Origin of the sequence: Paracoccus sp. (in: a-proteobacteria), from assembly GCF_047605025.1 — a bacterium.
Classification (GTDB): domain Bacteria; phylum Pseudomonadota; class Alphaproteobacteria; order Rhodobacterales; family Rhodobacteraceae; genus Paracoccus.
On the sequence record NZ_JASGGO010000001.1, the window covers coordinates 382,783 to 406,147 of the forward strand.

The following is a 23,365-nucleotide window of genomic DNA, read 5'->3' on the forward strand; positions in this document are numbered from 1 at the left end:
CTGCTAACGGCTGGCGCCCGGCACCCAGAGGATGTCCCGCGCGCCGTTTTCATTGGCGATCCGGCCCGCGACGAAAAGCCAGTCCGAGAGTCGGTTCAGATAGCGGATCGCGGCGGGATTGGCGTCCTGAGCGGCTGCCAGCGCCACCGCCGCGCGCTCGGCCCGCCGCGCCACGGTGCGCGCCAGGTGCAGATGCGCGGCAAGCGCGGTGCCGCCGGGCAGAATGAAGCTGCGCAGGGGCGCCAGCCCCTGGTTCATGGCGTCGATCTCGGCCTCCAGACGAAGGGTCTGGCTGTCGATGATGCGCAGCACCGGATAGGGCGCCTGGGCATCCTCTTGCATGCGCGGCCGCGACAGGTCCGCGCCAAGGTCGAAAAGATCGTTCTGGATCACCGCGATGCGCTCGGCCAGCGCCCCTTCGGCATGCAGTCGCGCCAGGCCCAGCGTGGCGTTCAGCTCATCCACGTTGCCGTATGCCTCGACCCGCAGCGAATCCTTCGGCACCCGCTCGCCGTTCGAAAGCGCGGTTTCGCCCTGGTCGCCGGTGCGGGTATAGATGCGGTTCAGGACGACCATCAGCGGCTCCTTGCCCAAAGATAGATCAGGAAGACGGCGATGGCGACGGCCTGGGCGATGATGCGCCAGCGCATCATCCGGTTGCCATGCCTGCGGTTGAACTCGCCCCCTTTGGCGAAGCCGCCGATGCCGGTGGCCAGGATCGCGACCACGGCCAGGCAGCAAAGCGCCAGCAGATAGAACAGCGGATCGTTTCGCATCATGGCCCCTTCCGGCGCGAAGCCTAGCTGCGCCGCGCGAGCCAGTCCAGAGCGCGCGAGGGCAGGATGCGCCGTGCCGCGCCCGAAAGATAAGTCGGTGTCGTGACGTAATAGCGCGGCCTGGGGTTCGGGGCGTCCAGCGCCTGGGCGATGCGCAGGCTGACGGCGCGGGGCGGCAGTTCGAAACGGTGCTTCCTTGCCTCCGGCTCATAGAGTCGTTTCAGCAGGGTGCGGCGATATTGTTCGGCGCGGGGGCTGGCCTGCCAGTCGATCCAGGTCTCGAAATGCGGGACCGAGTTCAGGCGGATCTTCGTGCTGATCGGGCCGGGCTCGATCAGCACGAATCTGACCTTCGTGTCGGCCATCTCGGCGCGCAGCACGTCGGTCAGCCCCTCCAGCGCGAATTTCGTCGCCACATAGGCGCCGCGCCAGGGGATGCCGACCAGGCCCAGCACGGAACTGATATTCACCACCCGGCCCCCCTGCGCGCGGAAATGCGGGATCAGGCGCGTGGTCAGATCGTGGGTGCCGAACAGGTTAGCCTCGAAGATGGCGCGGAGCGCGCCGCGCGGCAGATCCTCGGCCGCGCCGGGAATGGCGAAGGCTGCGTTGTTGACCAGCGCGGTCACACCCTGCGCGGCGGCGGCTTCGGCGCAGCGGGCCACGCTGTCCTCATCTGCCAGTTCCAGATGCAGGGGCTGGAACCCTTCGGTCCGCCGTGCGTCCAGATCCTCGGGGCGGCGGCAGGTGGGGATCACCCGCCAGCCGCGATCCCGCAGGAAATGCGCGGCATCAAGGCCGATGCCCGAGGAGCAGCCGGTGATCAGGACGGTCTTCATGCGCGCCTCCGTTTGGCGCGGTTCTGCGACAGTCCCGCCGCTCGCGCAAGACGCGCATTTCCGGCTGGACCGGCGCGGTGCCTGCGCCTATTTGTCAGCCATGTCCGACGATCCGAATATCCCCGATCAGACCAGCACCGAACCGCTGTCGCGCGCCATCGGCGAGCGTTACCTGACCTATGCGCTGTCCACGATCATGCATCGCGCGCTGCCCGACGCCCGCGACGGGCTGAAGCCGGTGCATCGCCGCATCCTTTACGCGATGCGCGAATTGCGGCTGTCGCCCACCGGGGCCTTTCGCAAATCGGCCAAGATCACCGGCGACGTGATGGGCAACTATCACCCGCATGGCGACGCCGCGATCTATGACGCCATGGCGCGCCTGGCCCAGCCCTTCGCCATGCGCTATCCGCTGGTGGACGGGCAGGGGAATTTCGGCAATATCGACGGCGACAACCCCGCCGCCAGCCGCTACACCGAGGCCCGGCTGACCGCGAGCGCCGAGGCGCTGATGGAGGGGCTGGCCGAGAATGCGGTCGATTTCCGTCCGAACTATGACGGCACGCTGCAAGAGCCGGTCGTCCTGCCCGCCGCCTTCCCGAACCTTCTGTGCAACGGCGCCTCGGGCATCGCGGTCGGCATGGCGACCAACGTGCCGCCGCATAACCTGCATGAGGTGATCGACGCCTGCCTGCATCTGATCAAGGCGCCCGATGCCCGCGACGACACGCTGGTCAGCATCATCCCCGGCCCGGATTTCCCGACCGGCGGCGTGCTGGTCGAAAGCCGCCAGACCATCGCCGAGGCTTACCGGACCGGGCGCGGCAGCCTTCGCCTGCGCGCGCGCTGGTCGGTCGAGGATCTGGGCCGCGGCGGCTGGCAGGTCGTCGTCACCGAAATCCCCTATCAGGTGCAGAAATCCAAGCTGATCGAGCGCCTGGCCGAGGTGATCCAGCTAAAGAAGGTGCCGATCCTGGCCGATGTCCGCGACGAATCGGCCGAGGATGTGCGGATCGTCCTGGAACCTCGTGCCCGCAGCGTGGACCCCGAGCAGTTGATGGCCGCGTTGTTCCGCGTCAGCGATCTGGAAATCCGCTTCGGCCTCAACATGAACGTGCTGATCGACGGCCGCCTGCCCAGGGTCTGTTCGTTGAAGGAGGTGCTGCGCGCCTTCCTCGACCACCGGCGCGAGGTGCTGGTGCGCCGCAGCAACCACCGGCTGGACAGGATCGCGGCCCGGCTTGAGGTGCTGGAAGGCTATATGATCGCCTTCCTGAACCTTGACCGCGTGATCGAGATCATCCGGCACGAGGACGATCCCAAGGCGGTGATGATCGCCGAATTCGCCCTGACCGAGGTGCAGGTCGAAGCCATCCTGAACATGCGCCTGCGCGCCCTGCGCAAGCTTGAGGAAATCGAGCTGCGCCGCGAGCACGAGGCTTTGACCGCCGAAGGCGCGGCTCTGGCGGCGATGCTTGCCGATGACGCCGCGCAATGGGCCAGGATCGCCGAGGAACTGCGCGAGACGCGGGCGAAGTTCGGCAAATCCGCCCCCGGCGGCCAGCGCCGCACCGAGATCGGCGAGGCGGGCGAAGTGGCCGAGATCGACATGGATTCGATGATCGAGCGCGAGCCGATCACCGTGATCCTGTCGAAAATGGGCTGGATCCGCGCCATGAAGGGCCATCAGCCGCTGGATGCCGAGGTCAAGTTCAAGGACGGCGACGGTCCCTTCCTGGCCCTTCACGCCGAGACGACCGACAAGCTGATGGTCTATGGCGCGAACGGCCGCTTCTATACCCTGCCCGCGAACGGCCTGCCCGGCGGGCGCGGCATGGGAGAGCCGCTGCGCCTGATGATCGACCTGCCGAACGATGTCGCGGTGATCGACCTGTTCCCCTGGCGCGCCGATGCCCGCTATCTGGTTGCCTCGAAGGCCGGGGACGGGTTCATCGTGCCGGCCGCCGACATCCTGGCCCAGACCCGCGCCGGCAAGCAGGTGCTGAACGGCGAGGCGCTGCTGTGCCGTCCCGTCACCGGCGATCACCTGGCCTGCGTGGGCGAGAACCGCAAGATGCTGGTCTTTCCGCTTGCCGAACTGCCCGAGATGGGGCGCGGCAAGGGCGTGCGGCTGCAAAAGTTCAAGGATGGCGGCTTGTCGGATGCCATCTGCCTCACCCTGACCGACGGGTTGCGCTGGCAGGAAGCGGGTGGCCGCACCCGGACCGAGCCGGACTTGACCGAATGGCTGGGCAAACGCGCCGGCACGGGCTACATGGCCCCGCGCGGCTTCCCCAGGGACAATAAGTTCAACTAGGCCCGGCCGGCGGATCCCGCATCCTTTGCCGGCGGGGCGGCGATCCGCCGTAGACCTTTCGCTTGCCGAGCACGCGTATGAGGCGTCTTCTAGAAGACGGCCAAACGCGTCCACCATATCGCGCGGGCCGTGCCGTGCCAGCGATCCAGGCGCATCGGAAACATGGATGAAGCGTCGTGGCCAAGTTCAGCGTCGCCTGGGGGAAACCGGATCTAGCCACGGCGGGTCTGAAAACATGTGTCCGCCTTGGTCGATCCATTGAAAATCTCCGCCAACTGGCCGACATTAATGGCGGGCTGCCCCTCTGGCATCATCGAGGAATCGCCTTCGGGCATGAACTTGTCGCCAGAGCGGGCTGCCTCCATCCCTTCCATCTGCTAAAATCGATAGTCGCCTGACGTGATTTCCTTTTCGGCGATTCGAACCGCCAGATCCTTGCCGTCGACCCGGACGAACGCCGCGCTGGATCTGGTATTCTCGTTTTGGGATCTCCGCCGGGCGGGTGGCTGGCTGTCGGCGCCCATCAGATCGCGGCGGGGCGTGATCCCAGCCCCATCGGCGGATCCGCCTCATGGAGCCGCGGCCTTGTGCGTGAAATCGCCTCTCGAACGGCCAGAAGCCTCTTTCGCGGTGCCGTCCGCATAAGGCTGGATGCTGATCGGGGACTGTCGATCATCGACAGCTTGTCCGGCGGCGCTTCGGCCTTCGGAATGTCTTCCGCCTTGGCCACCGATGGCGCGCAACTGGCGACAAAGAACCGGCCGCAGACCGGCGCCCGCTAACTGAGTTGTGGCCCAACCCTTCCGGCGGGCGGCGCCACGGATACCGCCGCGCGATCTGGAACGGAAAAAGGGCGGGTCCATTCCCGCCCTTTCCATTCAGGTGGTGGTGGCGGGCTGTTCCACCACCGGACCTTGCGGCTGCTCGACCGAAGCATTCTGGTCGAGCATCTTCTTACCGGGACAGGCCAGGGCCGGAAGGGCCGTCACGGTCAGGACCATTGCGATGGCCAAGGCTTTCGAGATCATCTCAACTCTCCTTGCGCACCAACCCTGACATGCTGGCATCAATAGGCGATTCGCTCAATTCCCATCGCGGACCCTTACGCATCTTTCTTCCATGCACAGCCAGGCTGGAATCGGCCCTTTCGCGCCCAATGAGCGGGCTTTCCCCGTCTTTTCTTCCAGAAAACTACAAAATAAGGGCAAATAATGAATATAATGCACAAAATAACATCATTTCTATGCCGCGCCTGCATTCAAGGCGCTTTGCGGTTGCCGCACGCGTGCTGCGGGCGCAACGTGATCAAGACGGGGTCCGCATCCCCGCCCCCCGGGCCGCACGGGGTTCTTCATGGCAGTGCCGCCGTTCTTGCCGCGTCTCTCCTCCCTCCGCGTGACGCAAGAACGGCGGCTTCTTTTTTCCGCCAAGTCTAGCCTCTCTCAAGACCGGCTTCTCTCAAAGTCGGCGTTTCTTCGTTTCCCAAATACCCATGCGACGGCGGCAACCGAAAACTCGCACGAGGTCCGGTGGCCGGCTGCGTCAGGCGCTCCCGGTGATCGCACGTTCCAGCAGATAGATATCCATGATCCAGCCATGCCGCGCCCGCGCCTCGGCCCGTGCCTTCAGGATGCGCGGCCCGGCCTCGTCCAGCGGCCCCGAGATCAGGATCTGCTCGGGCATGCCCAGAAAGGCTCCCCACCAGATCCGCAGCCCCTCGGGCGCCAGGGTCTGGAACGATGCCTCGCCATCCAGCATCACCACGATCCGGCGCAGACCCGTGGGCCAGCCCCCCTCGCGCAATTGCCGGCCGGTGGTGATCTGCACCGGATCCGCGACCTCGTTCAGGGGCACCGCATGGGCCGCGCAAAGCGCCTGGACGGCGGTGATTCCCGGCACCACGCGCAGCGACAGGGGCAGGCGCCGTGCCACCCGCGCCGCGATGCGAAGCGTGCTGTCGTAAAGCGAAGGATCGCCCCAGACCAGCAGAGCCGGGCGCGCGGCGCCATGGTCGCGGATCACCCGCTCCCAGATCCGGGCGATGGCGTCGTGCCAATCCTCGACCCCCTGGCGATAGCCCATGGCAATTTCGCGCCGGGGCATCTCAAAGCGCAGAAGCAGCGGCGGACGGGGCAGGACGCGCTGGCACAGCGCCTCGCGCAGATCGGCCAGGTCGGCCTTGTCCTCGCCCTTCGAGGGGATCAGGATCAGGTCCGACATCGCCATCACCGCGATTGCCTCGCGCGTCAGATGGCCGGGCGAGCCGGTGCCGATGCCGATCAGGGACAGGTCGATCATGGCGCCGCTCCGATCAGGTGAAAGAAGCTGCCGGTGGCATGGCCGCGCCAGGATCCCGTTTCGGGCACCGCATCGCCATTGGCGTCGGCGACATGGGCCAGGGGCGCGTCGGGCTGTTCCAGGATGGTCGCATAATGGAATTCATGACCCGTCAGCGTGCCCCGGTAAGGCCCGGCCAATGGCTGCGCCCGGCGATAGCCCAGATGCATCCGGCGCTTTGCATAGCTGGTCTCAAGGCCCAGAAGCCCGGCCATCCGGTGACGCGCGCCCCCCGCATCGACCAGCCCCGCGCCCATCGCCATATAACCGCCGCATTCGCCATGGACCGGGCGCGTGCGGGCGAAGCGCGCCAGCCCTTCGCGGAACCGCTCGGCCGCCGCCAACCGGCCGGCATGCAATTCGGGATAGCCCCCCGGCAGCCAGCAGGCCCCGGCGCTGTCGTCGGGCGCCGCGTCGGCCAGCGGCGAGAAGGGCAGGATCGTCGCCCCCGCCGCGCGCCAGCCCGCGACCAGATGCGGATAGACAAAGGAAAACGCATCATCCTGGGCCAGGGCGATCCGTTCGGCGGGCGGGGGCAGGGGGGTGAATTCCCGCGCCTCGATGCCGCCCCGCGCCGCCGCCAGAATGGCGTCCAGATCCAGGTGCCGGGCCGCAGCCGCGCCGGCGCGGGCCAGCAGGTCGTCCAGCGCCGCATGTTCCTGCGCCTGGACCAGCCCCAGATGCCGCTCGGGCAGTTCGATCCCGGCTTCGCGCGGCAGGACGCCCAGGACGGGGATCGCCAGCGCGTCGAAAGCCAGCCGCATCAGCGCCTCATGCCGGGGCGAGGCCACGCGGTTCAGCACCACCCCCGCCAGCGCCACATCGGGCCGCATCTCGCGAAACCCCAGCGCCACGGCGGCGGCGGACTGGGCCTGCCCGCGCGCGTCCACGACCAGCAGAACCGGCCAGCCGGTCAGCGCGGCGATGTCGGCGCTGGCGCCATTGCCGCAGCCGCCAACCCGCGCCACGCCGTCGAACAGCCCCATCGAGCCCTCGGCCACGGCGATATCGGCATCCCCCGCGCGGCCGATCAGATGCGCGATCTGCGCCCGGCCCATCGCCCAACTGTCAAGGTTGTAGGATTCGCGCCCCGCTGCCGCGCGGTGAAAGGCCGGGTCGATGTAATCCGGGCCGCTCTTGAAGGGCTGGATCGCCAGCCCGCGCGCGCGCAGTGCCGCGATCAGCCCCAGCGTGACCGTGGTTTTCCCGCAGCCCGAGGCGGGCGCGCTGACCAGAAGCCCCCTCATTCGGGGAAACGCGGCGCGGTGCCGACAGGGCGGAAGCGGCGGTCGTAATCGCCGGCGTAAAGGCGGCTTTCGTCGAAATCCGGGGCGTCCAGGGCGGGACCGACCAGGATCAGCGCCGTCCGCTCGCCCGCGCCGATGCCGGGGTCCAGCGTCGAAAGCGTGGCGCGGATCACGCGCTGATCGGGCCAGCTTGCGCGAAACACCACCGCGACAGGGCAATCCGGGCCGTAATGGGGCGCCAGTTCCGCCTGCACCCGCTCCAGCACATGCACCGAAAGGTGGATGGCCAGCGTCGCCCCGGTCGCGGCGAAATTGGCCAGCGTCTCGCCCGGCGGCATGGCCGAGGCGCGGCCCGAGGTCCGGGTCAGGACCACAGATTGCGCCACGCCCGGCAGGGTCAGTTCGGCCCCCAGCGCCGCCGCCGCCGCCGCGAAGCTGGGCACGCCAGGCGTCACGTCATAGGGGATCCCCAGGGCGCGCAGCCGCCGCAACTGCTCTCCCATGGCCGACCAGACGGACAGATCGCCCGAATGCAGCCGCGCCACGTCCTGGCCCGCCGCATGCGCAGCGGCGATCTCGGCAATGATGGCGTCCAGGTCCAGGCCGGCCGTGTTCACGATCCGCGCGCGGGGCGGGCAATGGGCCAGCAGTGCCTGCGGCACCAGGCTGCCCGCGTAAAGGCAGACCGGGCAGGCGGCGATCAGGTCGCGGCCGCGCAGGGTGATCAGGTCGGCGGCGCCTGGCCCGGCGCCGATGAAATGGACGGTCATATGGGATCTCCTTCGGCCATGGCGGCGGTCGCCATGCCGTCTTGCGATGTCACGCGGGGAAAGATCAGGCTTGCGCCGGGGGCCAGCGCCGCCAGCGCGGCGGCCTCGGCGACCGAGCCGGTGCCGTGCATCAGCACCACGCGCGGCGAGCGGGTGGCGGTGGCGATGCCGGCGACATCGACCGCCAGCAAGGGCAGGCCAAGCTGATGGGCCAGGTCCAGGATCACCGCAGCCTTGGCCTTGGCGATGGCGGTCGCCAGCGCGTCGGGCTGGCCCAGCCGCGCCAGCGCGCCGTAAAGCGAGGCAAGGGTCGCCGCCTGGCGAAAGCCGATGCCGGCAACCCTCATGGCCAGCTCCATTGCGTGACGCTGCGCTGGGGCGACCAGCCGCGCATCCGGCCAAGGGGGGCGGCTTCCTCGACCGAAAGGCGGGTCAGGCGACCGCCGCGGCCGGCATGCAGCGCGGCCAGCAGCGCCTCGGTCTCCAGCGTCACGGCATTCACGACCAGCCGGGCCGGGGGCAGGGCCTCGATCAGCGCGGCATGGGCGCCGCCGCCGACGAATATCGCGTCGGGCGGAGGCAGTCCGGCCAGCGCCTCGGGAGCGCGGCCCTGAACGGCCCGCATCCGCCCGGCCAGGCCGAAGGCGGCGATATTGGCCTCGATATGGGCAAGGCGGTCGGGGCGCGGCTCGATGCTGATGGCGCGACCGCCGTTCAGGCACCATTCGACGCTGATCGAGCCGGAGCCGCCGCCGATATCCCACAGCATTTCCCCGGCGCGGGGGGCCAGCGCCGCCAGGGTCGCGGCGCGGACCAGGCGCTTGGTGATCTGGCCGTCATGGGCGAAAAACCCCTCGTCCAGCCCGAAGCCGCGCGGCAGGCCGCTGCCCGGCGGCAGGTCCGCGCCGTCCAGCGCCACCGCCACCGGGGCCATGGCGTCCACCAGCGCAAAGCCCTCGGCCCGTGCCTGGCGGATACGCTCGCGCGGGCCGCCCAGGGCCTCCAGCACGCTGATCCGGGTCGCGCCCAGCCCCTCGGCCACCAGCCATTGCGCCAATGCGCGCGGCGCGGCGCCGTCGCGCATCAGGCAGATCGCGCGCGCGCCCCGCGCCATCACCGGCCGCAGGCGGGCGAAGGGCGCGGCGTGCAGGCCCAGGCAGGCCACGTCCTCAAGCCGCCAGCCCAGCCGGGCGGCCGCCAGCGAAAACGTCCCCGCCACCGGATAGGCCCGCCACTCGGCCGGTGGCAGGGCCGCGGCCAGGGCCGCGCCCGCGCCATGCCAGAACGGATCCCCCGAGACCAGCGCCGCCACCCGCCGCCCGCGTTCCGCCAGCAGCGGCGCGACCGAGAAGGGCACCGGCCATTCGCGCCCCCGAACGCCCGCCAGCGCCAGATGCCGGGGCGCGCCGAAGGTGATTTCCGCCGCCGCCAGCGCGGCACGGCTTGCAGGGGGCAGCCCCTCGGGTCCATCTTCGCCCAAACCAATGATCGAAAGCCAGGGCTCAGCCATGCAGCGCATCCTTCTTTTGGGCGGCACGACCGAGGCGGGTGCGATGGCCCGCGCGCTGGCCGGGGCGGGGCTGGATGCGATCTATTCCTATGCGGGCCGCGTGGCGAACCCGCAGCCGCAGCCCCTGCCGACCCGTATCGGCGGCTTCGGCGGGGCCGAGGGGCTGATGGCCTGGCTGCGCGAACATGGCATCACCCATGTCATCGACGCGACCCATCCCTTCGCCTCCGGCATGAGCCGCAATGCCGTCGCCGCCTGCGCCCGCGCCGGCGTCGCCCTGATCGCGCTGGAACGTCCGCCCTGGCCCGAGGCGCCGGGCGACAACTGGGTCCATGCGCCCGACTTCGCCCGCGCCGCCGCCGCGCTGCCGGGCGATGGCTCGGGCGTGTTCCTGGCGATCGGGCGGCAGAACCTGGCACCCTTCCTGGGCCGCGATCACCGCTGGCTGCTGCGCTTCGCCGAGGTGGCGGCCCATCCCCTGCCCGACGCCACGCTGGTCGTCTCGCGCGGTCCCTTCTCGGTCGTCGGGGATCTGGACCTGATGCGCCGCCACCGCATTCGCCATCTGGTCGCCAAGAATGCGGGCGGGCGCGCGGCCGTGGCGAAGCTGGTCGCGGCACGCGAACTGGGCATCCGCGTGGTGATGATCGCCCGCCCGCCCTTGCCCGCCCGGCGCATGGCGGGCCATCCCGATCAGGTCCTGGCCTGGCTTCATGGGGCGGATCGCGGAGTATAGACCCAGGGGCCGACGCGCCGGGTCGCGCTGTTGCCGACGATCACCACCGTCCGCATATCGGCCATGTCGGGGGTCGCCTCGGCCAGGGAGACGGTGCGGATCGCCTCGTCCGGGGTCGAGACGGCGCGGGCGAAGCTGATCAGGCGATCCGGGCCGCAGCATCCGCGCAGGATCTCAAGGACGCGGGCAAAGCCCTCGGGGCGGGCCTTTGAGCGGGGGTTGTAGAAGGCCATGGCGAAATCCGCCTCGGCCGCCAGGCGAAGGCGCTTTTCGATCAAGGCCCAGGGCTTCAGGTTGTCGGAAAGGTTGATGGCGCAGAAATCATGCCCCAGCGGCGCGCCGATCCGGGCGCTGGCGGCCAGCATGGCGGTGATGCCGGGCAGGATGCGGATGTCCGGGGCCGGGCCGGCGTCCAGCGCCTCGAACAGGGCCGAGGCCATGGCGAATACCCCCGGATCCCCCGACGAGACCACGACCACGCGCCGCCCGTCCCGCGCCATCTTCAGCGCATGGTGGGCACGGTCCAGTTCCACGCGGTTGTCCGAAGGGTGCAGGACCAGCCCCGGACGCGCCGCCACGCGGGCGACATAGGGGATATAGCCCACCACATCCGTTGCCTGATCCAGCGCCGCGCGGACCTCGGGCGTGATCAGCGCATCGGCGCCGGGGCCAAGCCCCGCCACGGCGACCCAGCCCGTCATTCGGCGGCATCCGCAAGCGGGCGGCGGCCGTTGCCATGGACCAGCACCGTCGCGAAATAGGGGCAGGCGTCCAGGTCGGCCTGGGCCAGGGGCGTCACGCGCTGGTTCGGCATGGTCCCGCGCTCGACCAGCCAGGCGTCGGCGATGCGGCCGGCGGCGGTCAGGGCGCGGGCGATCTTGGGCAGGTTGCGGCCGGTCTTCATCACCACCAGCGCCTGCGCCGCCTGCATGTGCCGGGTCAGGTCCGATTCGGGCAGGGTGCCCATCAGCACCGTCATCGCATCGTCGCCCCAGGTCATCGGCTGGCCGATGGCGTTCCAGCAGCCGGTCATGCCGGGAATGCCGGGGATCACCTCGACCGGGACGATCCCTTGCAGGCGCGCATGCAGATGCATGAACGAGCCGTAAAACAGCGGATCGCCCTCGCACAGGACGACCACATCGCCCGCGCGGGCAAGGGTGGCCAGCCGCGCGGTCCATTCGTCGTAGAAGGCCGACAGAAGCCGGTTGTATTCCGGGCTGTCGAAGGGGATCTCGACCGTCACCGGATATTCCATCGCATGCTCGACGGCATCCGGGGCCAGCATCCCCTCGGCGATGCGGCGCGCCTGCCCGGCGCGGCCCTTCTTGCGGAAATAGGCGACCTGGCGGGCATTGCGGATCGCACGGTCGGCCCGGACCGAGATCAGGTCGGGATCGCCGGGGCCGAGGCCCGCGCAGATGACCTTTCCCATGCTCATTCCTTTCGGCTGGCAAGCGCGTTGACGGCGGCGACGGTGATGGCCGAGCCGCCAAGCCGCCCCCGCACGATCAGCGCGGGCGCGGGCAGGTCGGTCATCAGCGCGTCCTTGGATTCGGCCGCGCCGACGAAGCCCACCGGGCAGCCGATGATCGCCGCCGGGCGCGGGCAGGCGGGGTCTTGCAGCATGTTCAGCAGGTGGAAAAGGGCGGTGGGTGCATTGCCGATGGCGACCACGGCGCCGCCTAGATCGTCGCGCCACAGTTCCAGCGCCGCCGCGCTGCGGGTATTGCCCATCCGCGCAGCCAGGTCCGGCACGCGCGGGTCTTGCAGGGTGCAGATGACGCGGTTGCCGGCGGGCAGGCGGGGGCGGGTGATCCCCTCGCTGACCATGCGCGCGTCGCACAGGATCGGCGCGCCCTGTTCAAGCGCCGCGCGGGCGGCCTCGGCCATGCCGGGAGAGAAGCGCACGTCGCGCTCCAGCCCCACCAGCCCGGCAGCGTGGATCATGCGCACCACGACCGGCTCTTCCCCGGGCGAGAAGCGGGTCAGGTTGGCCTCGGCCCGGATGGTGGCGAAGGACTGGCGATAGATCGCCGCGCCGTCGGTTTCGTAGCTATGCATGGTCGAGCCCTGATTTTTTCGGGTCATGTCACGCGCGGCGGGCGCGATCAAGCGCGGGATGTCGCGCCCGCGCGGCCGGGCCTGCGGCGGATCGCCGACGCGGCCGTCCCGGATCAGGTCGAAGCGGTCCGCGCCCGCCGCGACCAGCGTGATGTCGGCGTGGCCCCGCCGCGCGCAGCCCTTGGCGCAGCCGCTGACATGCAGGCTGCGCGTGCCGAGATATGGGGCAAGGCTGCGGGCAAGGCCGCGCGCATCCGCCTTGCCCTGCGGGCAGCGCGGTGCGCCGGTGCAGGCCGAGATGCGCAGCATCGGATCGCCGGGGGCCTCGATGGCCCCCAAGATCCGCGGCCGCTCCGAGGTTTCCAGCAGCAGCATTCTCCAGGGGGTCAGCCGCAAGGGCGCTTTGATCGCCGCGAGCTGGCTGGCCGAAATCTGGCCGAAGGCGAAGCCCAGCAGCCAGCCTTGCGGCGTTCGGCCCGGAGTGGGGGGCGAGGTCGCTTGCGGATCGGCGCCGCCGCATGGGTATTTGGAAAGCAAAGAAGGGGCCAGCGCGTCCTGCGGCGGTTCGGGGTTCCGGTGCAGGTGATCGCGCATCCGGCCGCGCCCGTTATGGAGGCCATCCGCCAGGAACCAGCGGGCGAGGTCCAGGGCGCGGGCGGCGGCTTTTTGCGCGTCCCCGGCGGGCAATCCCCAGCCGCCCCCCTCGGGCAGGACCAGCCAGCCCGCGCCCTGCGGGTGGAGGCGGATGTCGGCCGGCGCGTCTTGCAGCACCGGCGGGTCGGTTTCGACGGCGAAGCCGAACTTGGCCGGCAGTTGCGGCGCGTCGGGCGCCGCGAGGGCGGCGGCGAGGGCTTCGGCCGCCCGCCAGGCCGGACCGTTCAGCGGGGCAAAGGGAGACAGGATGATATTGCGCCGCGCCTCGGCCTGGGGTGTCGGGTCCAGCAGGTTCAGTTCGGCGAGGGTCGCCAGCGCCTGGGCATGGCCGTCCTGATCCAGGCCGCGCAATTGCAGGTTGGCGCGGCTGGTCAGGTCGATCAGCCCGTTCCCCAGCCGCTGCGACAGGTCGGCAATGGCTTGGGTCTGTTCGGGCAGCAGCAGGCCATTGCGTGGCCGGATGCGCAGCACCAGCCCGTCGCCCGACCGCATCGGCCGCCATGCGCCGGGGCACCAGCCCTTGACCAGAAAGCTCATGGTGCCATCCCCAGGACGGAATTGCGCCGCGTGATCCAAAGCCCCGAGTCGAGCAGCCGCGCGAACATTGCCCGCATCGCGGCCAGCGCCTGCGGGTTCTCGCGTGCCATGAAGGCGACCAGATCGGGCCGTTCCAGTGTCGCCTGGTGATAGAGGTCGAACAGATGCCCCGGCACCACGCCGGCCAGATTGGCGAAGGCCGCCATATGGTCCAGCGTCGCCGCGATTTCGGCCGCGCCGCGAAAGCCATGGCGCATCATGCCGTCCGCCCAGGCGGGATCGGCGGCGCGGGCACGGGCGACGCGGGCGATTTCCTGGGTCAGCGGACGCGCATGGGGCGTATCGGGGCGGGTGGCGTCCAGGTGATAGAGCGCGGGCGCGGGGGCACCGATCCGGGCCATGGCGGCGGCGAAGCCGGCTTCGTGCGCGGCATAGTCGCTGGCCAGCAGCAGATCGGATTCGGGCAGGTCCTGTGCATGGACGAAGGCATCGGCCCCCGCCAGCCGGTCGCGGATCGCCTGCGGCTGATGCGTGATCGCTCCATCCGCGCCGATGGCATGGGACGAGGCCGCGAGCCAGGCTTCGCCCGCCGCCGCGCGGGCCTCGGCGGTGAAGGTTTCGGCCAGATCGGCGATGGCCAGCCCGTAAAGCCCCGGCCTGGGGCCGAAGACGCGGGGTGCGCGCGTCGTGATGTAGGGGTTGTCCGCCGTGGCCTCGTCGCGGGTGGCCAGGGCTTCGGCGCCGGTCTCGAAGAGTTGCGCCAGGCCGGGGAATACATCGCGAAACAGGCCCGAGACCCGCAGCGTCACGTCGATGCGCGGCCGGCCCAGTTCGGCCAGGGGCAGGATCTCGACCCCGTTCACCCGGCCCGAGCCCGCGTCCCAGCGCGGCCGCAGGCCCGCCAGATGCAGCGCCATGGCGAATTCCTCGCCCGCCGTGCGCATGGTGGCGCTGCCCCACAGGTCGACCACCAGCCCTTTGGGCCAGTCGCCATGGTCCTGGAGATGGCGGCGCAGCAGTTCCTCGGCCAGTTTCACGCCCTGGGCATGGGCATTGCGTGAGGGGACGGCGCGGGGGTCCACGGTGAAGAGGTTGCGCCCCGTCGGCAGCACGTCCTGCCTGCCCCGCGCGGGCGAACCCGAGGGGCCGGGCGCGACATGGCGGCCCGCCAAGGCATGTGCGAGCCCCTCGGTCTCGCCCGGCGCGCTGCCGTAGATATGCAGCCCGTCGCCGAAACGGCTGTCCTTGAGGTCGCAAAGGAAGCGGTCGATCAGCGGGATCGCCTCGGCCGGCGCGGCGTCGGGGGGCAGGCCGAGGTCGGTTTCCACGCCGGCCGCGCGGGCCTCGTCGCGGATCGCCCCGATCAGCCGGTCGCGGCGGCGCGGGTCCAGCCCGTCGGCGGTGGAATATTCGTCCAGCAGGCGCTCCAGATGGGTCAGGTTCTCGGGCAGATTCGAATCGACCAGCGGCGGCGGCAGATGGCCCAGCGTTACCGCCGAGAGCCGGCGCTTGGCCTGCGCGGCCTCGCCGGGGTCGTTGACGATGAAGGGATAGATCACCGGCAGATCGCCCAGCAGCGCCTGCGGCCAGCAGCCGTCCGACAGCGCCACCGATTTGCCCGGCAGCCATTCCAGCGTGCCATGCGCACCCATATGGACCAGCGCCTGCGCCTGGGTGCGCAACCACAGGTAGAAGGCGACATATTCGTGGCGCGGGGTGCGGGACAGGTCGTGGTAATCGTCGCCGCGGGTCCGCACCGCGCCGCGTTCGGGTTGCAGGGCGATCAGGTCGGGACCGTGGCGGATGGCGGCGAAGGCGAAGCCGTCCGGCGGTTGGCCCCAGGCCATGTCCAGGTCGTCGCGCAGGGGTTGCGGCAGGGTCGCCAGCGCCGCAAGGTAATCCGCCAGCGGCCAATGGATACGCTCGGCCAGCAGCCGCCGCGCCAGGCCGGCATGGTCCAGCCCCAGCATGGCGCCGACCGATGCCAGCGCGTCCAGCCCCACCGCATGGGCCAGTTGATGCGTCTTGCCGGGATAGGTGGACAGCACCACCGCCCGGCAAGGCGCGGGCAGCGTTAGCCGCGCCTTGATCCGCCCGATCGCGTGGGCGATCAGCGCGGCATCGGGGGCGTGGACCAGGCGCGCGCATTGCAGGTCCGGGTCGCGGGGCTGCGCCTGCTTGAAGCTGATCGCGCCCAGGAAGATGCGGCCATCGACCTCGGGCAGGACGACATGCATGGCAAGGTCGGCGGCGGAAAGGCCGCGTTCCTCACCCGCCCACAGTTCGCGCGGGGCGGTAGACAGCGCGACCTGGAACACCGGAGGGTCACCGCCGAAGGGCGTCGTTCCCGCATCGTCGCGGGCCGAGAAGGCGGTCAGGTTCACCACCGCCCGGATGCCGCCCAGATGCGGGGCCAGGAAATCCGCGAATCCCGGCGATTTCAGCGAGGGCGCGAAGACCCCAGTGGCGGGCAGGCCCGCCGCCCGCAGGGCGCGGATCATCGCATCGACCGGGCCGAGGTCGGCGCTGGTCAGATAGCTGCGGTAAAAGCTGACCAGTATCCCTGGCGCGGGGGCCGGCACCACCCCCTGATCAGGATCGTAAAAGCCGAAATCCGGTATCGCGGCCTGTCCCTGGACCGGCGTGGCGGGCAGGCCGGCGGCAGCCGCCAGTTCCGCCAGCGCCATCTGCGCCGCCACCGCCCCGCCCTGGTCGCAAAGCGCCGCCAGCCGCCGCAGCACCGGAACCGGCAGGTTGGAAAAGCGGTCCAGCACCGGATCCGCCCGCCCATCCGCGGGCAGAAGCGCCAGCGCGATGCCGCGGCGGCGAGCCAGGTCTTGCAGGCTGGCGACACCGTAATGCCAGTAAGCCTCGCCCCCGATCAGGCGAACCAGCACTGCCTTTGCCCCCGCAAGCGTCGTCTCGCAATACTGATCGACCGAGACCGGATGGCGCAGTGCCGTCAGGTTGCACAGCCGCAGCGCCGGCAGCCCCCCCGCCGCGCGATGCCAGCCGGCCGCGAAGGCCCCAAGGTCGCTATCGGAATAGGAGAGCGCGACCAGAGGGGCCGGGCTCTGGCCGGGATCGGTCGGGGTCTCGGTGTCCTCAAGCCCCCGGCTGTCGCGAAAGACGACGTGCAATCGGCCCTCCTTTCGGCCCCTCCGGTCGCGTTCAGTCGGTCAGGATCTGTCGGATCGCGGCCGGATCAATATCGTCATGTTCGGCGATCACGACAAGGCGCGAGGCGCGGGGCGTGCCGCCCCAGGGCCGGTCGTATTGATGCCGCACCCGTTCGCCCACCGCCTGCACCAAAAGGCGCATCGGCTTGCCGGCGACGGCGACATGGCCCTTGACGCGCAGGATGCTCCGTTCGCGCGCCAGCCGCTCGATCCGGGCCGCCAGGTCGGCGGGGTCGGAGATTTCCGGCAACTCGATCACCACGGAATCGAAATCGTCATGTTCATGGTCGTCCGCGCCGTCGTGATGGCTGGGGCGCGCGGCCAGGTCGTCCTCGGCCGCCGCGCCCAGGCCCAGGATCACGCGCGGGTCGATCACGCCATCGGTCAGGGCCAGGATCGGCAGCTTGCGCGGGGCCTCGGCCTCGATCACGGCGCGGGCGGCGGCAAGGCCCGCGTCGCCGGCCAGATCTGCCTTGGACAAAAGCACGATGTCGGCGCAGGCGATCTGATCCTCGAACACCTCGGAAAGCGGCGTCTCATGGTCCAGGCTGTCGTCGGCCGCGCGCTGCGCCTCGACGGCGGCCTCGTCGGGGGCGAAGCGGCCGGCGGCCACCGCCTCGGCATCGGCCAGCGCGATCACCCCGTCCACGGTGATGCGCGAGCGGATCGCCGGCCAGTCGAACGCCTTCAAGAGCGGCTTGGGCAGCGCCAGGCCCGAGGTCTCGATCAGGATATGGTCGGGCTTCCTGGGCATCGCCATCAGCTTTTCCAGCGTCGGGATGAAGTCGTCGGCCACGGTGCAGCAGATGCAGCCGTTCGACAGTTCCAGGATGTTCTCCTCGGGGCAATTCTCGTCGGCGCAGGATTTCAGGATATCGCCGTCGACGCCCATGGTGCCGAATTCGTTGACCAGCACCGCCAGGCGCTTGCCCTGCGGCTGGGACATGAGGTGGCGGATCAGCGTGGTCTTGCCGGCGCCCAGAAAGCCGGTGATGACGGTCACGGGGGTCTTGGTCAGGTCGGTCATGTCTTATCCAATCGGAGGAATACGCGCGAGGCTGCGCTTGCGGAAAATGGCGGGGCGCTCGCGCCAGGGCACGATGCCGTCGGGGGCCAGCGCATAGGCACCGGCGCCTTGCAGGATCTGGGCGGCGTCGCCGGGCGCCATGTGGCCGTAGACATAGCTCCATCGGCCCGGCGCGCTCAGTGCCAGGGCGGCGCCGTTCGCGCAGGCCGAAAGGCACTCGACCGGGACGATCCGCACGCCTTCCGGCGCGCCCTGCCCGGTCAATGCGGCATGCAGGCGCGCGCCCAGCACGGGCTCGCCCTCGACCAGCGGCTGGCCGGCGCGGCAGGTGATACAGACATGCAGCGTGACGGTCATCGGCCCTTCCATCCCCTCAAGGCGGGTCGGGGCATGGGCGAGCGGGCGGCGGATGCCGCACAAGCCCCAGCCGGAACACCCCGTCCGCCGGTCAATCCTTCGCGCGGCAGGTCTCCCGGCTTGCGGATCCGGGCCTTGGCCCACGGGCGCCCGGCCTTCCCGGCATGTGCCAGTGGCGATGGGCGACCTTTCCGGTCACGGTCGCGGGGGCGGCTGCATTCCGGGCTTTCCCCCGTCGCATTCCCTTTTCACCTGTCATAAACAGGAACCGGCGCGTCCCGTCTGTGCGCGCCCGGTCCCGACTTGTCAAGCGAAGGAGCGTCCGATGGATGCCGACGAGAATGCCCGCCATGCCGAGAAAATGGCCAAGGTCAAGGCCGCCCGCGACCGGATGATGCAGGAAAAGCAGGGCGAGAAGGGGCTGGTCATCGTCCATACCGGCAAGGGCAAGGGCAAATCGTCCTCGGGGTTCGGCATGATCCTGCGCTGCATCGCGCATGGCATGCCCTGCGCCGTGGTGCAGTTCATCAAGGGCGCCTGGGACACCGGCGAACGGCGGCTGCTGACCACGCATTTCGGCGATCTGTGCCGGTTCCACGCCATGGGCGAAGGCTTTACCTGGGAAACCCAGGACAAGGCCCGCGACATCGCCGCCGCCCGCGCGGGCTGGGACAAGGCCCGCGAACTGATCCGCGATCCCGAAATCCGCATGGTCCTGCTGGATGAGATCAACATCGCGCTGCGCTATGACTATCTGGACGTGGCCGAGGTGGTGGCCTTCCTGCGCGCGGAAAAGCCGCCCATGACCCATGTGGTGCTGACCGGCCGCAACGCCAGACCGGAACTGATCGATCTGGCCGATCTTGTGACCGAGATGGAGGCGGTGAAGCACCCTTTCCGCTATGGCATCAAGGCCCAGCCGGGCGTCGAGTTCTAGCGGCAGGCCCCCGGACTGACCCCGATCCCGCGCAGGCCCCAATCCGTCATCTGCGTCAGAAGCTGCTGCGAGGCGGCGTCGAAGGCCGGGATCAGGTCGCTGGTCCGGGTCGAGGGCGCCGCGCCCTCGGCCGCGAAACGGCCCCGCGCGACGACCTGGGCGTCCATCTCGCGCACGATCTGGGCCGCGACGGAAAGCTTGACCACGGCGCCCTTGCCCTGAACCTCGGCGTTGAAATCCTCGATCTCGCTGATCAGGGCATAGTCGCCCGCCGTGCCCAGCGGCGCGCGGCCGACATGGGTGAACACATCGTAATCGCCGAAGGCCCGCACCAGCAGATCCTGCAAGGTGGTGGGCACGGTATCGCCCCATTGCGCATCGGGCAGATATTGGGTCTGCAAGGCATTGGGGCGGATCATGATGCGTTCGCTGGCAAGCGTGCCGCGCGTCTTCGGCTCTTCGATCACCAGTTCGGCCAGCCGCCCGCGCCCGCAGCGAAACGGCCCGCCCGCGGGCGGGCGCAGTTCGAACACGTCGCGATCGGGCCCGCCCGACAGGGCCGAAAGCGCGCCGCAGCCCGGCAGAAGCGCGGTGGCGGCAAGCGCCAGGGCAAGCAAGATCTTGGGCATGGCGGCTCCTTCAGCGGCGGAATTCGGGGGTCTTCGGCCCGGTGATGATCTGGGACGGGTTGCGGCGCAGCGTGCCGACAAGCTGGTTGACGTTCTGGGACAGGGTCCGCAGATCGGCGGCCAGCCGGGTGAATTGCGGCAACCCCTCACGCGCGAAGGCTTGCACGGGCGCGCGGGCGCCGTCCAGCATCGCGCGCAGGCTGGCGAAGCCCGCATCCGCGCTGTCGGCGGCGCGGCGCAGGCGGGCGGTGATTTCGGGGATGTCCTGGGTCAAGGTGCCGATACTGTCGTTGAAACGGGCAAGCGTGGCGCGGAAATCGGCCGCGACCGGCTCGATCTGGCTGTTCATCACGCGGTCGGCGCTGCTGAAGGCGCCTTGCGCGCTGGCAAGCGTGCGCTGCCCGACGCTCAGTGCCGCGTCCAGATTGTCCAGCGTGGTTCCCGCCCGCGCGGTCAGCCGCGTCAGGTCCTGGCCCAGCACCTCGGCGGCCTGGTCCAGCTTCGCGGTCAGCCCGCTCAGGTCGCCCGAGACATAGGCCCGCACCTCTTCCAGCGTCGCCGTGCCGGCGTCGAGCGCGGTGCTGGCGCGCCGGGCGGTGTCGTCGAACTGCGTCAGCGCCGTGTCGGCATTGCCCAGCGTCACCTGCGCCGCCGCGCCCAGGCTGTCGAGCTTGGTCCCGAAGGCCGAGATGTCCCCCGCAGCCGAGGCGATGGAATCGGTGGCCTTGGTCACATCCGCCAGCGCCTTGTCCAGATTGGCCGAGGAACGCTCGACATTGTTCAGGATCCGGGCCACGCGGCCTTGGTTTTCCTCGCCCAGCAGCCGGGTCATCTGCTCGGCCACGGTGTTCAGCCGCGAGATCATCTCGGGGCCTTGATCCGCCAGCGTTTGCAGGGCCGAGCGGTTGGCCGCGATCACCGGCACGCCGTCGGGCTGGGCCACGCGCAGCAGGGGCGCATCCGCCGCGCCCGAGGTGATCGCCACATTGGCGACGCCGGTGACGCCGGTGATTTCGATCGAGGCGCGGCTGTCGGTGCGGATCGGGGTGTCCTCGGCCACCTCGACGCGCACGCGCACCGCCCCGTTCGGTCCCGAGGCCAGCCGCATATCGACGACCTTGCCCACCGTCAGCCCGGCATAGGTCACGGTAGACGAGACCGTCAGCCCCGAAACCTCGGGGAAATACACGTCGTAATAGGCGAATTGCCGGTTCAGCTCCAGTTTCGCGAACCACAGCAGGAAGGCGAGGATGCCCAGGAATCCCGCGATGGTGAAACCGCCGATCAGGGCGTAATTGGCCTTGGTCTCCATCGCCTAGTCCTTTTCCGTCATGGCGGCACGGGCGCGCGGTCCGTGAAAGTATTCATGCACCCAGGGGTCGTCCACGGTCAGCATGTCGGCCATGGTGCCGGTGACGAGCACCCGCTTTTGCGACAGCACAGCAATGCGGTCACAGCAGGCATGCAGCGTATCCAGATCATGCGTCACCAGAAAGACCGAGAGGTTCAGCGCATCGCGCAGGCCCACGATCAGCCGGTCGAAGGCATCGGCGCCGATCGGGTCCAGCCCGGCGGTCGGCTCGTCCAGAAAGACGATCTCGGGGTCCAGCGCCAGGGCCCGCGCCAGGCCCGCGCGCTTCTTCATCCCCCCCGACAGATCCGAGGGATATTTGCCGTTCGCGTTCCAGGGCAGCCCCGCCATCGAAACCTTGAGCTGCGCCAGCCCTTCGCGCTGCGCGTCCGAAAGGCCCGGCACGGCGCGCAAGGGCACCTCGACATTCTCTTGCACGGTCAGGGCTGAAAACAGCGCGCCGTCCTGGAACATCACGCCCCAGCGGCGCTCCAGCGCCTCGCGCGCGGGGCCGGACAGTGCCGCCACGTCCTGGCCCAGCACCCGCACCGCCCCGGCCGCCGGGCGGTTCAGCCCGACGATGGTGCGCAGAAGCACCGATTTCCCGGTGCCCGACCCCCCGACCACGCCCAGGATCTCGCCCCGCCTCAGGTCCAGGTCCAGGCCGTCATGGACGACATGGCGCCCGAACTGGGTGCGCAGGCCGCGCACCTGGATCACGTCCTGGGTCACAGCCCCACCTCGGCGAAGAAGACCGAGAAAAGCGCGTCGATGACGATGACGGCGAAGATCGCGTTCACCACCGCGGTCGATGTCTGCGCGCCCAGCGATTCGGCGTCCTTGCCGACCTTCATCCCGGCATGGCAGCCGATCACCCCGATCACCAGCGCAAAGACCGGCGCCTTCAGCACGCCCACCAGCACGTTCGAGACATCCGTATCGGCCAGCAACTGATAGCGGAACATCGAGGGCGAGATGCCAAGCTCGATCCAGGACATCAGCGCGCCGCCGACCAGCCCGGCCAGGTTGGCGATCAGCCCCAGGATCGGCAGCGTGATCACCAGCGCCAGGATGCGCGGCAGGACCAGCACCATGTCCGGGTCCATGCCCAGCGTGCGCATGGCGTCGATCTCTTCGCGCATCTTCATCGAGCCGATGGCGGCCGTCAGCGCCGAGGCGGTCCGCCCCGCCACGATGATCGCGGTCAGAAGGATGCCAAGCTCACGCAGGATGGAAATGGCGATCAGGTCCACGACGAAGATCTCGGCCCCGAACTGGCTAAGCTGGGCCGCGCCCTGAAAGGCCAGCACGACCCCGATCAGAAAGGACATCAGCGCCACGATGGGCACGGCGCGCAGGCCCGTTTCCTGGCAATGATAGACCAGCGAGGTCAGCCGGAATTCGGAGGGGTGGCGCATGGCGCGCAGCAGGGCGGCAAGGAAGCGGCCCAGATATTCGGCCAGTTCACGCAGGAAGCCCAGCCCCGCCACGACCCTGCGCCCGGTCGCGTCCAGCAGGAAGCGCCAGCCCAGCAGGGCTGCCGGCGCGGCCTCGGGGCTGGGGGCGGCGCGGGTCACGGCGGTCAGAAGCTGGCTCTGGCGCGGTGTCAGGCCCTGGATCCGCGCGCCTTCGCCGGCGCGCCCGGCCAGATACCAGGCGGCGGCGGTGTCGAAACGGGTCAACCCCTCCAGCGCGATGTGGCGCGCGGCATCGGCCCCCTGGGGCAGGTCGGGCAGGGTCCAGACCGAGAATTCGCCCGAAAGGCGCAAGGTTCCGTCATCCAGCGCGGCGTTCAGCCGAGGGTTCTGGGGCAGGTCGGTCATCTTCGGTTCCGGCGGCGCGGTTCGCGGCCAGTCTTCCGGCTATCGCGCCCGAATGTCAAACCCTTGCCAGATCGAGGCTGCGCAGCAGGTCGTCCGGGTCCAGGCGGAATTCGCTGGGTCCGCCCTGGGCCAGAACATAGCCATAACGCATGCCCAAGGCGTCGGTATAGTCCTTCCAGGGATTGTTGAATCTCCAGGGCGGCTGGATCGTCAGCATCGCGCCCCCCTCGGCCATGGACAGCAGCGCATGGGCGAAGGCGCTGCCCTCGACCGAG

The 23,365-nt window shown here is 69.7% G+C and carries 23 protein-coding genes, 1 pseudogene and 1 riboswitch; of the genes and pseudogenes, 3 read left to right on the forward strand and 21 right to left on the reverse strand.

Going from position 1 to position 23,365, the window contains the following annotated elements:
• Positions 1-3: 3 nt before the first annotated feature.
• Genes QM682_RS01780 through QM682_RS01790 form a run of 3 tightly spaced genes read right to left on the reverse strand, consistent with a single transcriptional unit; the run spans position 4 to position 1,615 of the window.
• The gene (locus tag QM682_RS01780) at positions 4-576 is read right to left on the reverse strand and encodes a cob(I)yrinic acid a,c-diamide adenosyltransferase (protein ID WP_415126479.1); all 573 of its coding nucleotides are present in this window, start codon (positions 574-576) and stop codon (positions 4-6) included.
• The gene (locus QM682_RS01785; RefSeq protein ID WP_415126481.1) at positions 576-776 is read right to left on the reverse strand and encodes a twin transmembrane helix small protein; all 201 of its coding nucleotides are present in this window, start codon (positions 774-776) and stop codon (positions 576-578) included. Before QM682_RS01785 ends, QM682_RS01780 begins: the two co-directional genes overlap by 1 nt.
• 23 nt (positions 777-799) lie before the next feature.
• Positions 800-1,615, reverse strand: coding sequence for an SDR family NAD(P)-dependent oxidoreductase (locus tag QM682_RS01790; RefSeq protein WP_415126483.1), 816 nt, complete (start codon positions 1,613-1,615; stop codon positions 800-802).
• A 100-nt stretch (positions 1,616-1,715) separates the two neighbouring features.
• Between QM682_RS01790 and parC the strand changes: the two genes are divergently transcribed.
• Positions 1,716-3,932, forward strand: a complete 2,217-nt coding sequence (gene parC / locus QM682_RS01795; RefSeq protein ID WP_415126531.1) for a DNA topoisomerase IV subunit A — start codon at positions 1,716-1,718, stop codon at positions 3,930-3,932.
• 878 nt (positions 3,933-4,810) lie between these two features.
• Here parC and QM682_RS01800 read toward each other — a convergent pair.
• From QM682_RS01800 to cbiE, 6 genes are all read right to left on the reverse strand, one after another.
• A complete protein-coding gene (locus QM682_RS01800; RefSeq protein ID WP_415126485.1) occupies positions 4,811-4,960 on the reverse strand; it encodes a hypothetical protein in 150 nt (49 codons plus the stop codon).
• Between the two features lie 514 nt (positions 4,961-5,474).
• Positions 5,475-6,230, reverse strand: coding sequence for a precorrin-6A synthase (deacetylating) (gene cobF / locus QM682_RS01805; protein WP_415126487.1), 756 nt, complete (start codon positions 6,228-6,230; stop codon positions 5,475-5,477).
• On the reverse strand, positions 6,227-7,516 hold the full coding sequence (locus QM682_RS01810; protein WP_415126489.1) for a cobyrinate a,c-diamide synthase: 1,290 nt from the start codon (positions 7,514-7,516) through the stop codon (positions 6,227-6,229). Before QM682_RS01810 ends, cobF begins: the two co-directional genes overlap by 4 nt.
• Positions 7,513-8,286 carry a precorrin-4 C(11)-methyltransferase gene (cobM, locus tag QM682_RS01815; RefSeq protein ID WP_415126491.1) on the reverse strand — a complete coding sequence of 258 codons (774 nt, stop codon included), beginning with the start codon at positions 8,284-8,286 and terminating at the stop codon, positions 7,513-7,515. The genes QM682_RS01810 and cobM overlap by 4 nt, the downstream gene beginning before the upstream one ends.
• On the reverse strand, positions 8,283-8,633 hold the full coding sequence (locus tag QM682_RS01820; RefSeq protein WP_415126493.1) for a cobalamin biosynthesis protein: 351 nt from the start codon (positions 8,631-8,633) through the stop codon (positions 8,283-8,285). The genes cobM and QM682_RS01820 overlap by 4 nt, the downstream gene beginning before the upstream one ends.
• Complete coding sequence (gene cbiE, locus QM682_RS01825) at positions 8,630-9,796, reverse strand: precorrin-6y C5,15-methyltransferase (decarboxylating) subunit CbiE (protein WP_415126495.1); 1,167 nt, start codon at positions 9,794-9,796, stop codon at positions 8,630-8,632. Before cbiE ends, QM682_RS01820 begins: the two co-directional genes overlap by 4 nt.
• On the opposite strand from cbiE, the gene QM682_RS01830 reads away from it, so the two are divergent.
• Positions 9,795-10,532 (forward strand): cobalt-precorrin-6A reductase, encoded by a 738-nt coding sequence (locus QM682_RS01830; RefSeq protein WP_415126497.1) that lies wholly within the window; start codon positions 9,795-9,797, stop codon positions 10,530-10,532. The two genes, cbiE and QM682_RS01830, sit on opposite strands and share 2 nt — an antisense overlap.
• On the opposite strand, the gene cobJ is transcribed toward QM682_RS01830, so the two are convergent.
• The 7 genes and pseudogenes from cobJ to QM682_RS01865 form a co-directional block, all read right to left on the reverse strand.
• Positions 10,508-11,233, reverse strand: coding sequence for a precorrin-3B C(17)-methyltransferase (gene cobJ / locus QM682_RS01835; protein WP_415126499.1), 726 nt, complete (start codon positions 11,231-11,233; stop codon positions 10,508-10,510). The genes QM682_RS01830 and cobJ overlap by 25 nt on opposite strands.
• Complete coding sequence (gene cobI, locus QM682_RS01840; protein WP_415126501.1) at positions 11,230-11,967, reverse strand: precorrin-2 C(20)-methyltransferase; 738 nt, start codon at positions 11,965-11,967, stop codon at positions 11,230-11,232. Before cobI ends, cobJ begins: the two co-directional genes overlap by 4 nt.
• A 2-nt stretch (positions 11,968-11,969) precedes the next feature.
• A complete protein-coding gene (locus QM682_RS01845) occupies positions 11,970-12,596 on the reverse strand; it encodes a precorrin-8X methylmutase (protein ID WP_415126533.1) in 627 nt (208 codons plus the stop codon).
• A gap of 963 nt (positions 12,597-13,559) precedes the next feature.
• Positions 13,560-13,787, reverse strand: a pseudogene (locus QM682_RS01850) (precorrin-3B synthase); the annotation flags it as partial.
• Entirely contained in the window at positions 13,784-16,927 is a 3,144-nt protein-coding gene (cobN, locus tag QM682_RS01855; protein ID WP_415126503.1) for a cobaltochelatase subunit CobN, read from the reverse strand. The gene cobN and the pseudogene QM682_RS01850, both read right to left, overlap by 4 nt.
• Before the next feature lie 31 nt (positions 16,928-16,958).
• A complete protein-coding gene (gene cobW, locus QM682_RS01860; protein ID WP_415126505.1) occupies positions 16,959-17,993 on the reverse strand; it encodes a cobalamin biosynthesis protein CobW in 1,035 nt (344 codons plus the stop codon).
• A 3-nt stretch (positions 17,994-17,996) separates the two neighbouring features.
• Positions 17,997-18,350, reverse strand: coding sequence for a DUF1636 family protein (locus QM682_RS01865; protein WP_415126507.1), 354 nt, complete (start codon positions 18,348-18,350; stop codon positions 17,997-17,999).
• A 104-nt stretch (positions 18,351-18,454) separates the two neighbouring features.
• A riboswitch (cobalamin riboswitch) is annotated at positions 18,455-18,621 on the reverse strand.
• A gap of 54 nt (positions 18,622-18,675) precedes the next feature.
• Between QM682_RS01865 and cobO the strand changes: the two genes are divergently transcribed.
• The gene (cobO, locus tag QM682_RS01870; RefSeq protein WP_415126509.1) at positions 18,676-19,287 is read left to right on the forward strand and encodes a cob(I)yrinic acid a,c-diamide adenosyltransferase; all 612 of its coding nucleotides are present in this window, start codon (positions 18,676-18,678) and stop codon (positions 19,285-19,287) included.
• On the opposite strand, the gene QM682_RS01875 is transcribed toward cobO, so the two are convergent.
• The 5 genes from QM682_RS01875 to QM682_RS01895 form a co-directional block, all read right to left on the reverse strand.
• Positions 19,284-19,916 carry an ABC-type transport auxiliary lipoprotein family protein gene (locus tag QM682_RS01875; protein ID WP_415126511.1) on the reverse strand — a complete coding sequence of 211 codons (633 nt, stop codon included), beginning with the start codon at positions 19,914-19,916 and terminating at the stop codon, positions 19,284-19,286. The genes cobO and QM682_RS01875 overlap by 4 nt on opposite strands.
• Positions 19,917-19,926: 10 nt before the next feature.
• The gene (locus tag QM682_RS01880; protein ID WP_415126513.1) at positions 19,927-21,228 is read right to left on the reverse strand and encodes an MlaD family protein; all 1,302 of its coding nucleotides are present in this window, start codon (positions 21,226-21,228) and stop codon (positions 19,927-19,929) included.
• Between the two features lie 3 nt (positions 21,229-21,231).
• Complete coding sequence (locus QM682_RS01885) at positions 21,232-21,999, reverse strand: ABC transporter ATP-binding protein (protein ID WP_415126515.1); 768 nt, start codon at positions 21,997-21,999, stop codon at positions 21,232-21,234.
• Positions 21,996-23,090, reverse strand: a complete 1,095-nt coding sequence (locus QM682_RS01890) for an MlaE family ABC transporter permease (RefSeq protein WP_415126517.1) — start codon at positions 23,088-23,090, stop codon at positions 21,996-21,998. The genes QM682_RS01885 and QM682_RS01890 overlap by 4 nt, the downstream gene beginning before the upstream one ends.
• A 55-nt stretch (positions 23,091-23,145) precedes the next feature.
• Positions 23,146-23,365, reverse strand: a 220-nt coding sequence (locus QM682_RS01895) for a hypothetical protein (protein ID WP_415126519.1), incomplete at its 5' end; no start/stop codon positions are given.

Coding starts and splice junctions, on each gene's coding strand:
- QM682_RS01810 (WP_415126489.1), bottom strand. CDS start 7,516: ATGAGGGGGCTTCTGGTCAGCGCGCCCGCCTCGGGCTGCGGGAAAACC.
- QM682_RS01890 (WP_415126517.1), bottom strand. CDS start 23,090: ATGACCGACCTGCCCCAGAACCCTCGGCTGAACGCCGCGCTGGATGAC.
- QM682_RS01880 (WP_415126513.1), bottom strand. CDS start 21,228: ATGGAGACCAAGGCCAATTACGCCCTGATCGGCGGTTTCACCATCGCG.
- cobJ (WP_415126499.1), bottom strand. CDS start 11,233: ATGACGGGCTGGGTCGCCGTGGCGGGGCTTGGCCCCGGCGCCGATGCG.
- cobF (WP_415126487.1), bottom strand. CDS start 6,230: ATGATCGACCTGTCCCTGATCGGCATCGGCACCGGCTCGCCCGGCCAT.
- QM682_RS01865 (WP_415126507.1), bottom strand. CDS start 18,350: ATGACCGTCACGCTGCATGTCTGTATCACCTGCCGCGCCGGCCAGCCG.
- QM682_RS01830 (WP_415126497.1), top strand. CDS start 9,795: ATGCAGCGCATCCTTCTTTTGGGCGGCACGACCGAGGCGGGTGCGATG.
- QM682_RS01875 (WP_415126511.1), bottom strand. CDS start 19,916: ATGCCCAAGATCTTGCTTGCCCTGGCGCTTGCCGCCACCGCGCTTCTG.
- cobI (WP_415126501.1), bottom strand. CDS start 11,967: ATGGGAAAGGTCATCTGCGCGGGCCTCGGCCCCGGCGATCCCGACCTG.
- QM682_RS01800 (WP_415126485.1), bottom strand. CDS start 4,960: ATGATCTCGAAAGCCTTGGCCATCGCAATGGTCCTGACCGTGACGGCC.
- cobW (WP_415126505.1), bottom strand. CDS start 17,993: ATGACCGACCTGACCAAGACCCCCGTGACCGTCATCACCGGCTTTCTG.
- QM682_RS01780 (WP_415126479.1), bottom strand. CDS start 576: ATGGTCGTCCTGAACCGCATCTATACCCGCACCGGCGACCAGGGCGAA.
- QM682_RS01845 (WP_415126533.1), bottom strand. CDS start 12,596: ATGCATAGCTACGAAACCGACGGCGCGGCGATCTATCGCCAGTCCTTC.
- QM682_RS01790 (WP_415126483.1), bottom strand. CDS start 1,615: ATGAAGACCGTCCTGATCACCGGCTGCTCCTCGGGCATCGGCCTTGAT.
- QM682_RS01785 (WP_415126481.1), bottom strand. CDS start 776: ATGCGAAACGATCCGCTGTTCTATCTGCTGGCGCTTTGCTGCCTGGCC.
- cobO (WP_415126509.1), top strand. CDS start 18,676: ATGGATGCCGACGAGAATGCCCGCCATGCCGAGAAAATGGCCAAGGTC.
- cbiE (WP_415126495.1), bottom strand. CDS start 9,796: ATGGCTGAGCCCTGGCTTTCGATCATTGGTTTGGGCGAAGATGGACCC.
- cobM (WP_415126491.1), bottom strand. CDS start 8,286: ATGACCGTCCATTTCATCGGCGCCGGGCCAGGCGCCGCCGACCTGATC.
- parC (WP_415126531.1), top strand. CDS start 1,716: ATGTCCGACGATCCGAATATCCCCGATCAGACCAGCACCGAACCGCTG.
- QM682_RS01820 (WP_415126493.1), bottom strand. CDS start 8,633: ATGAGGGTTGCCGGCATCGGCTTTCGCCAGGCGGCGACCCTTGCCTCG.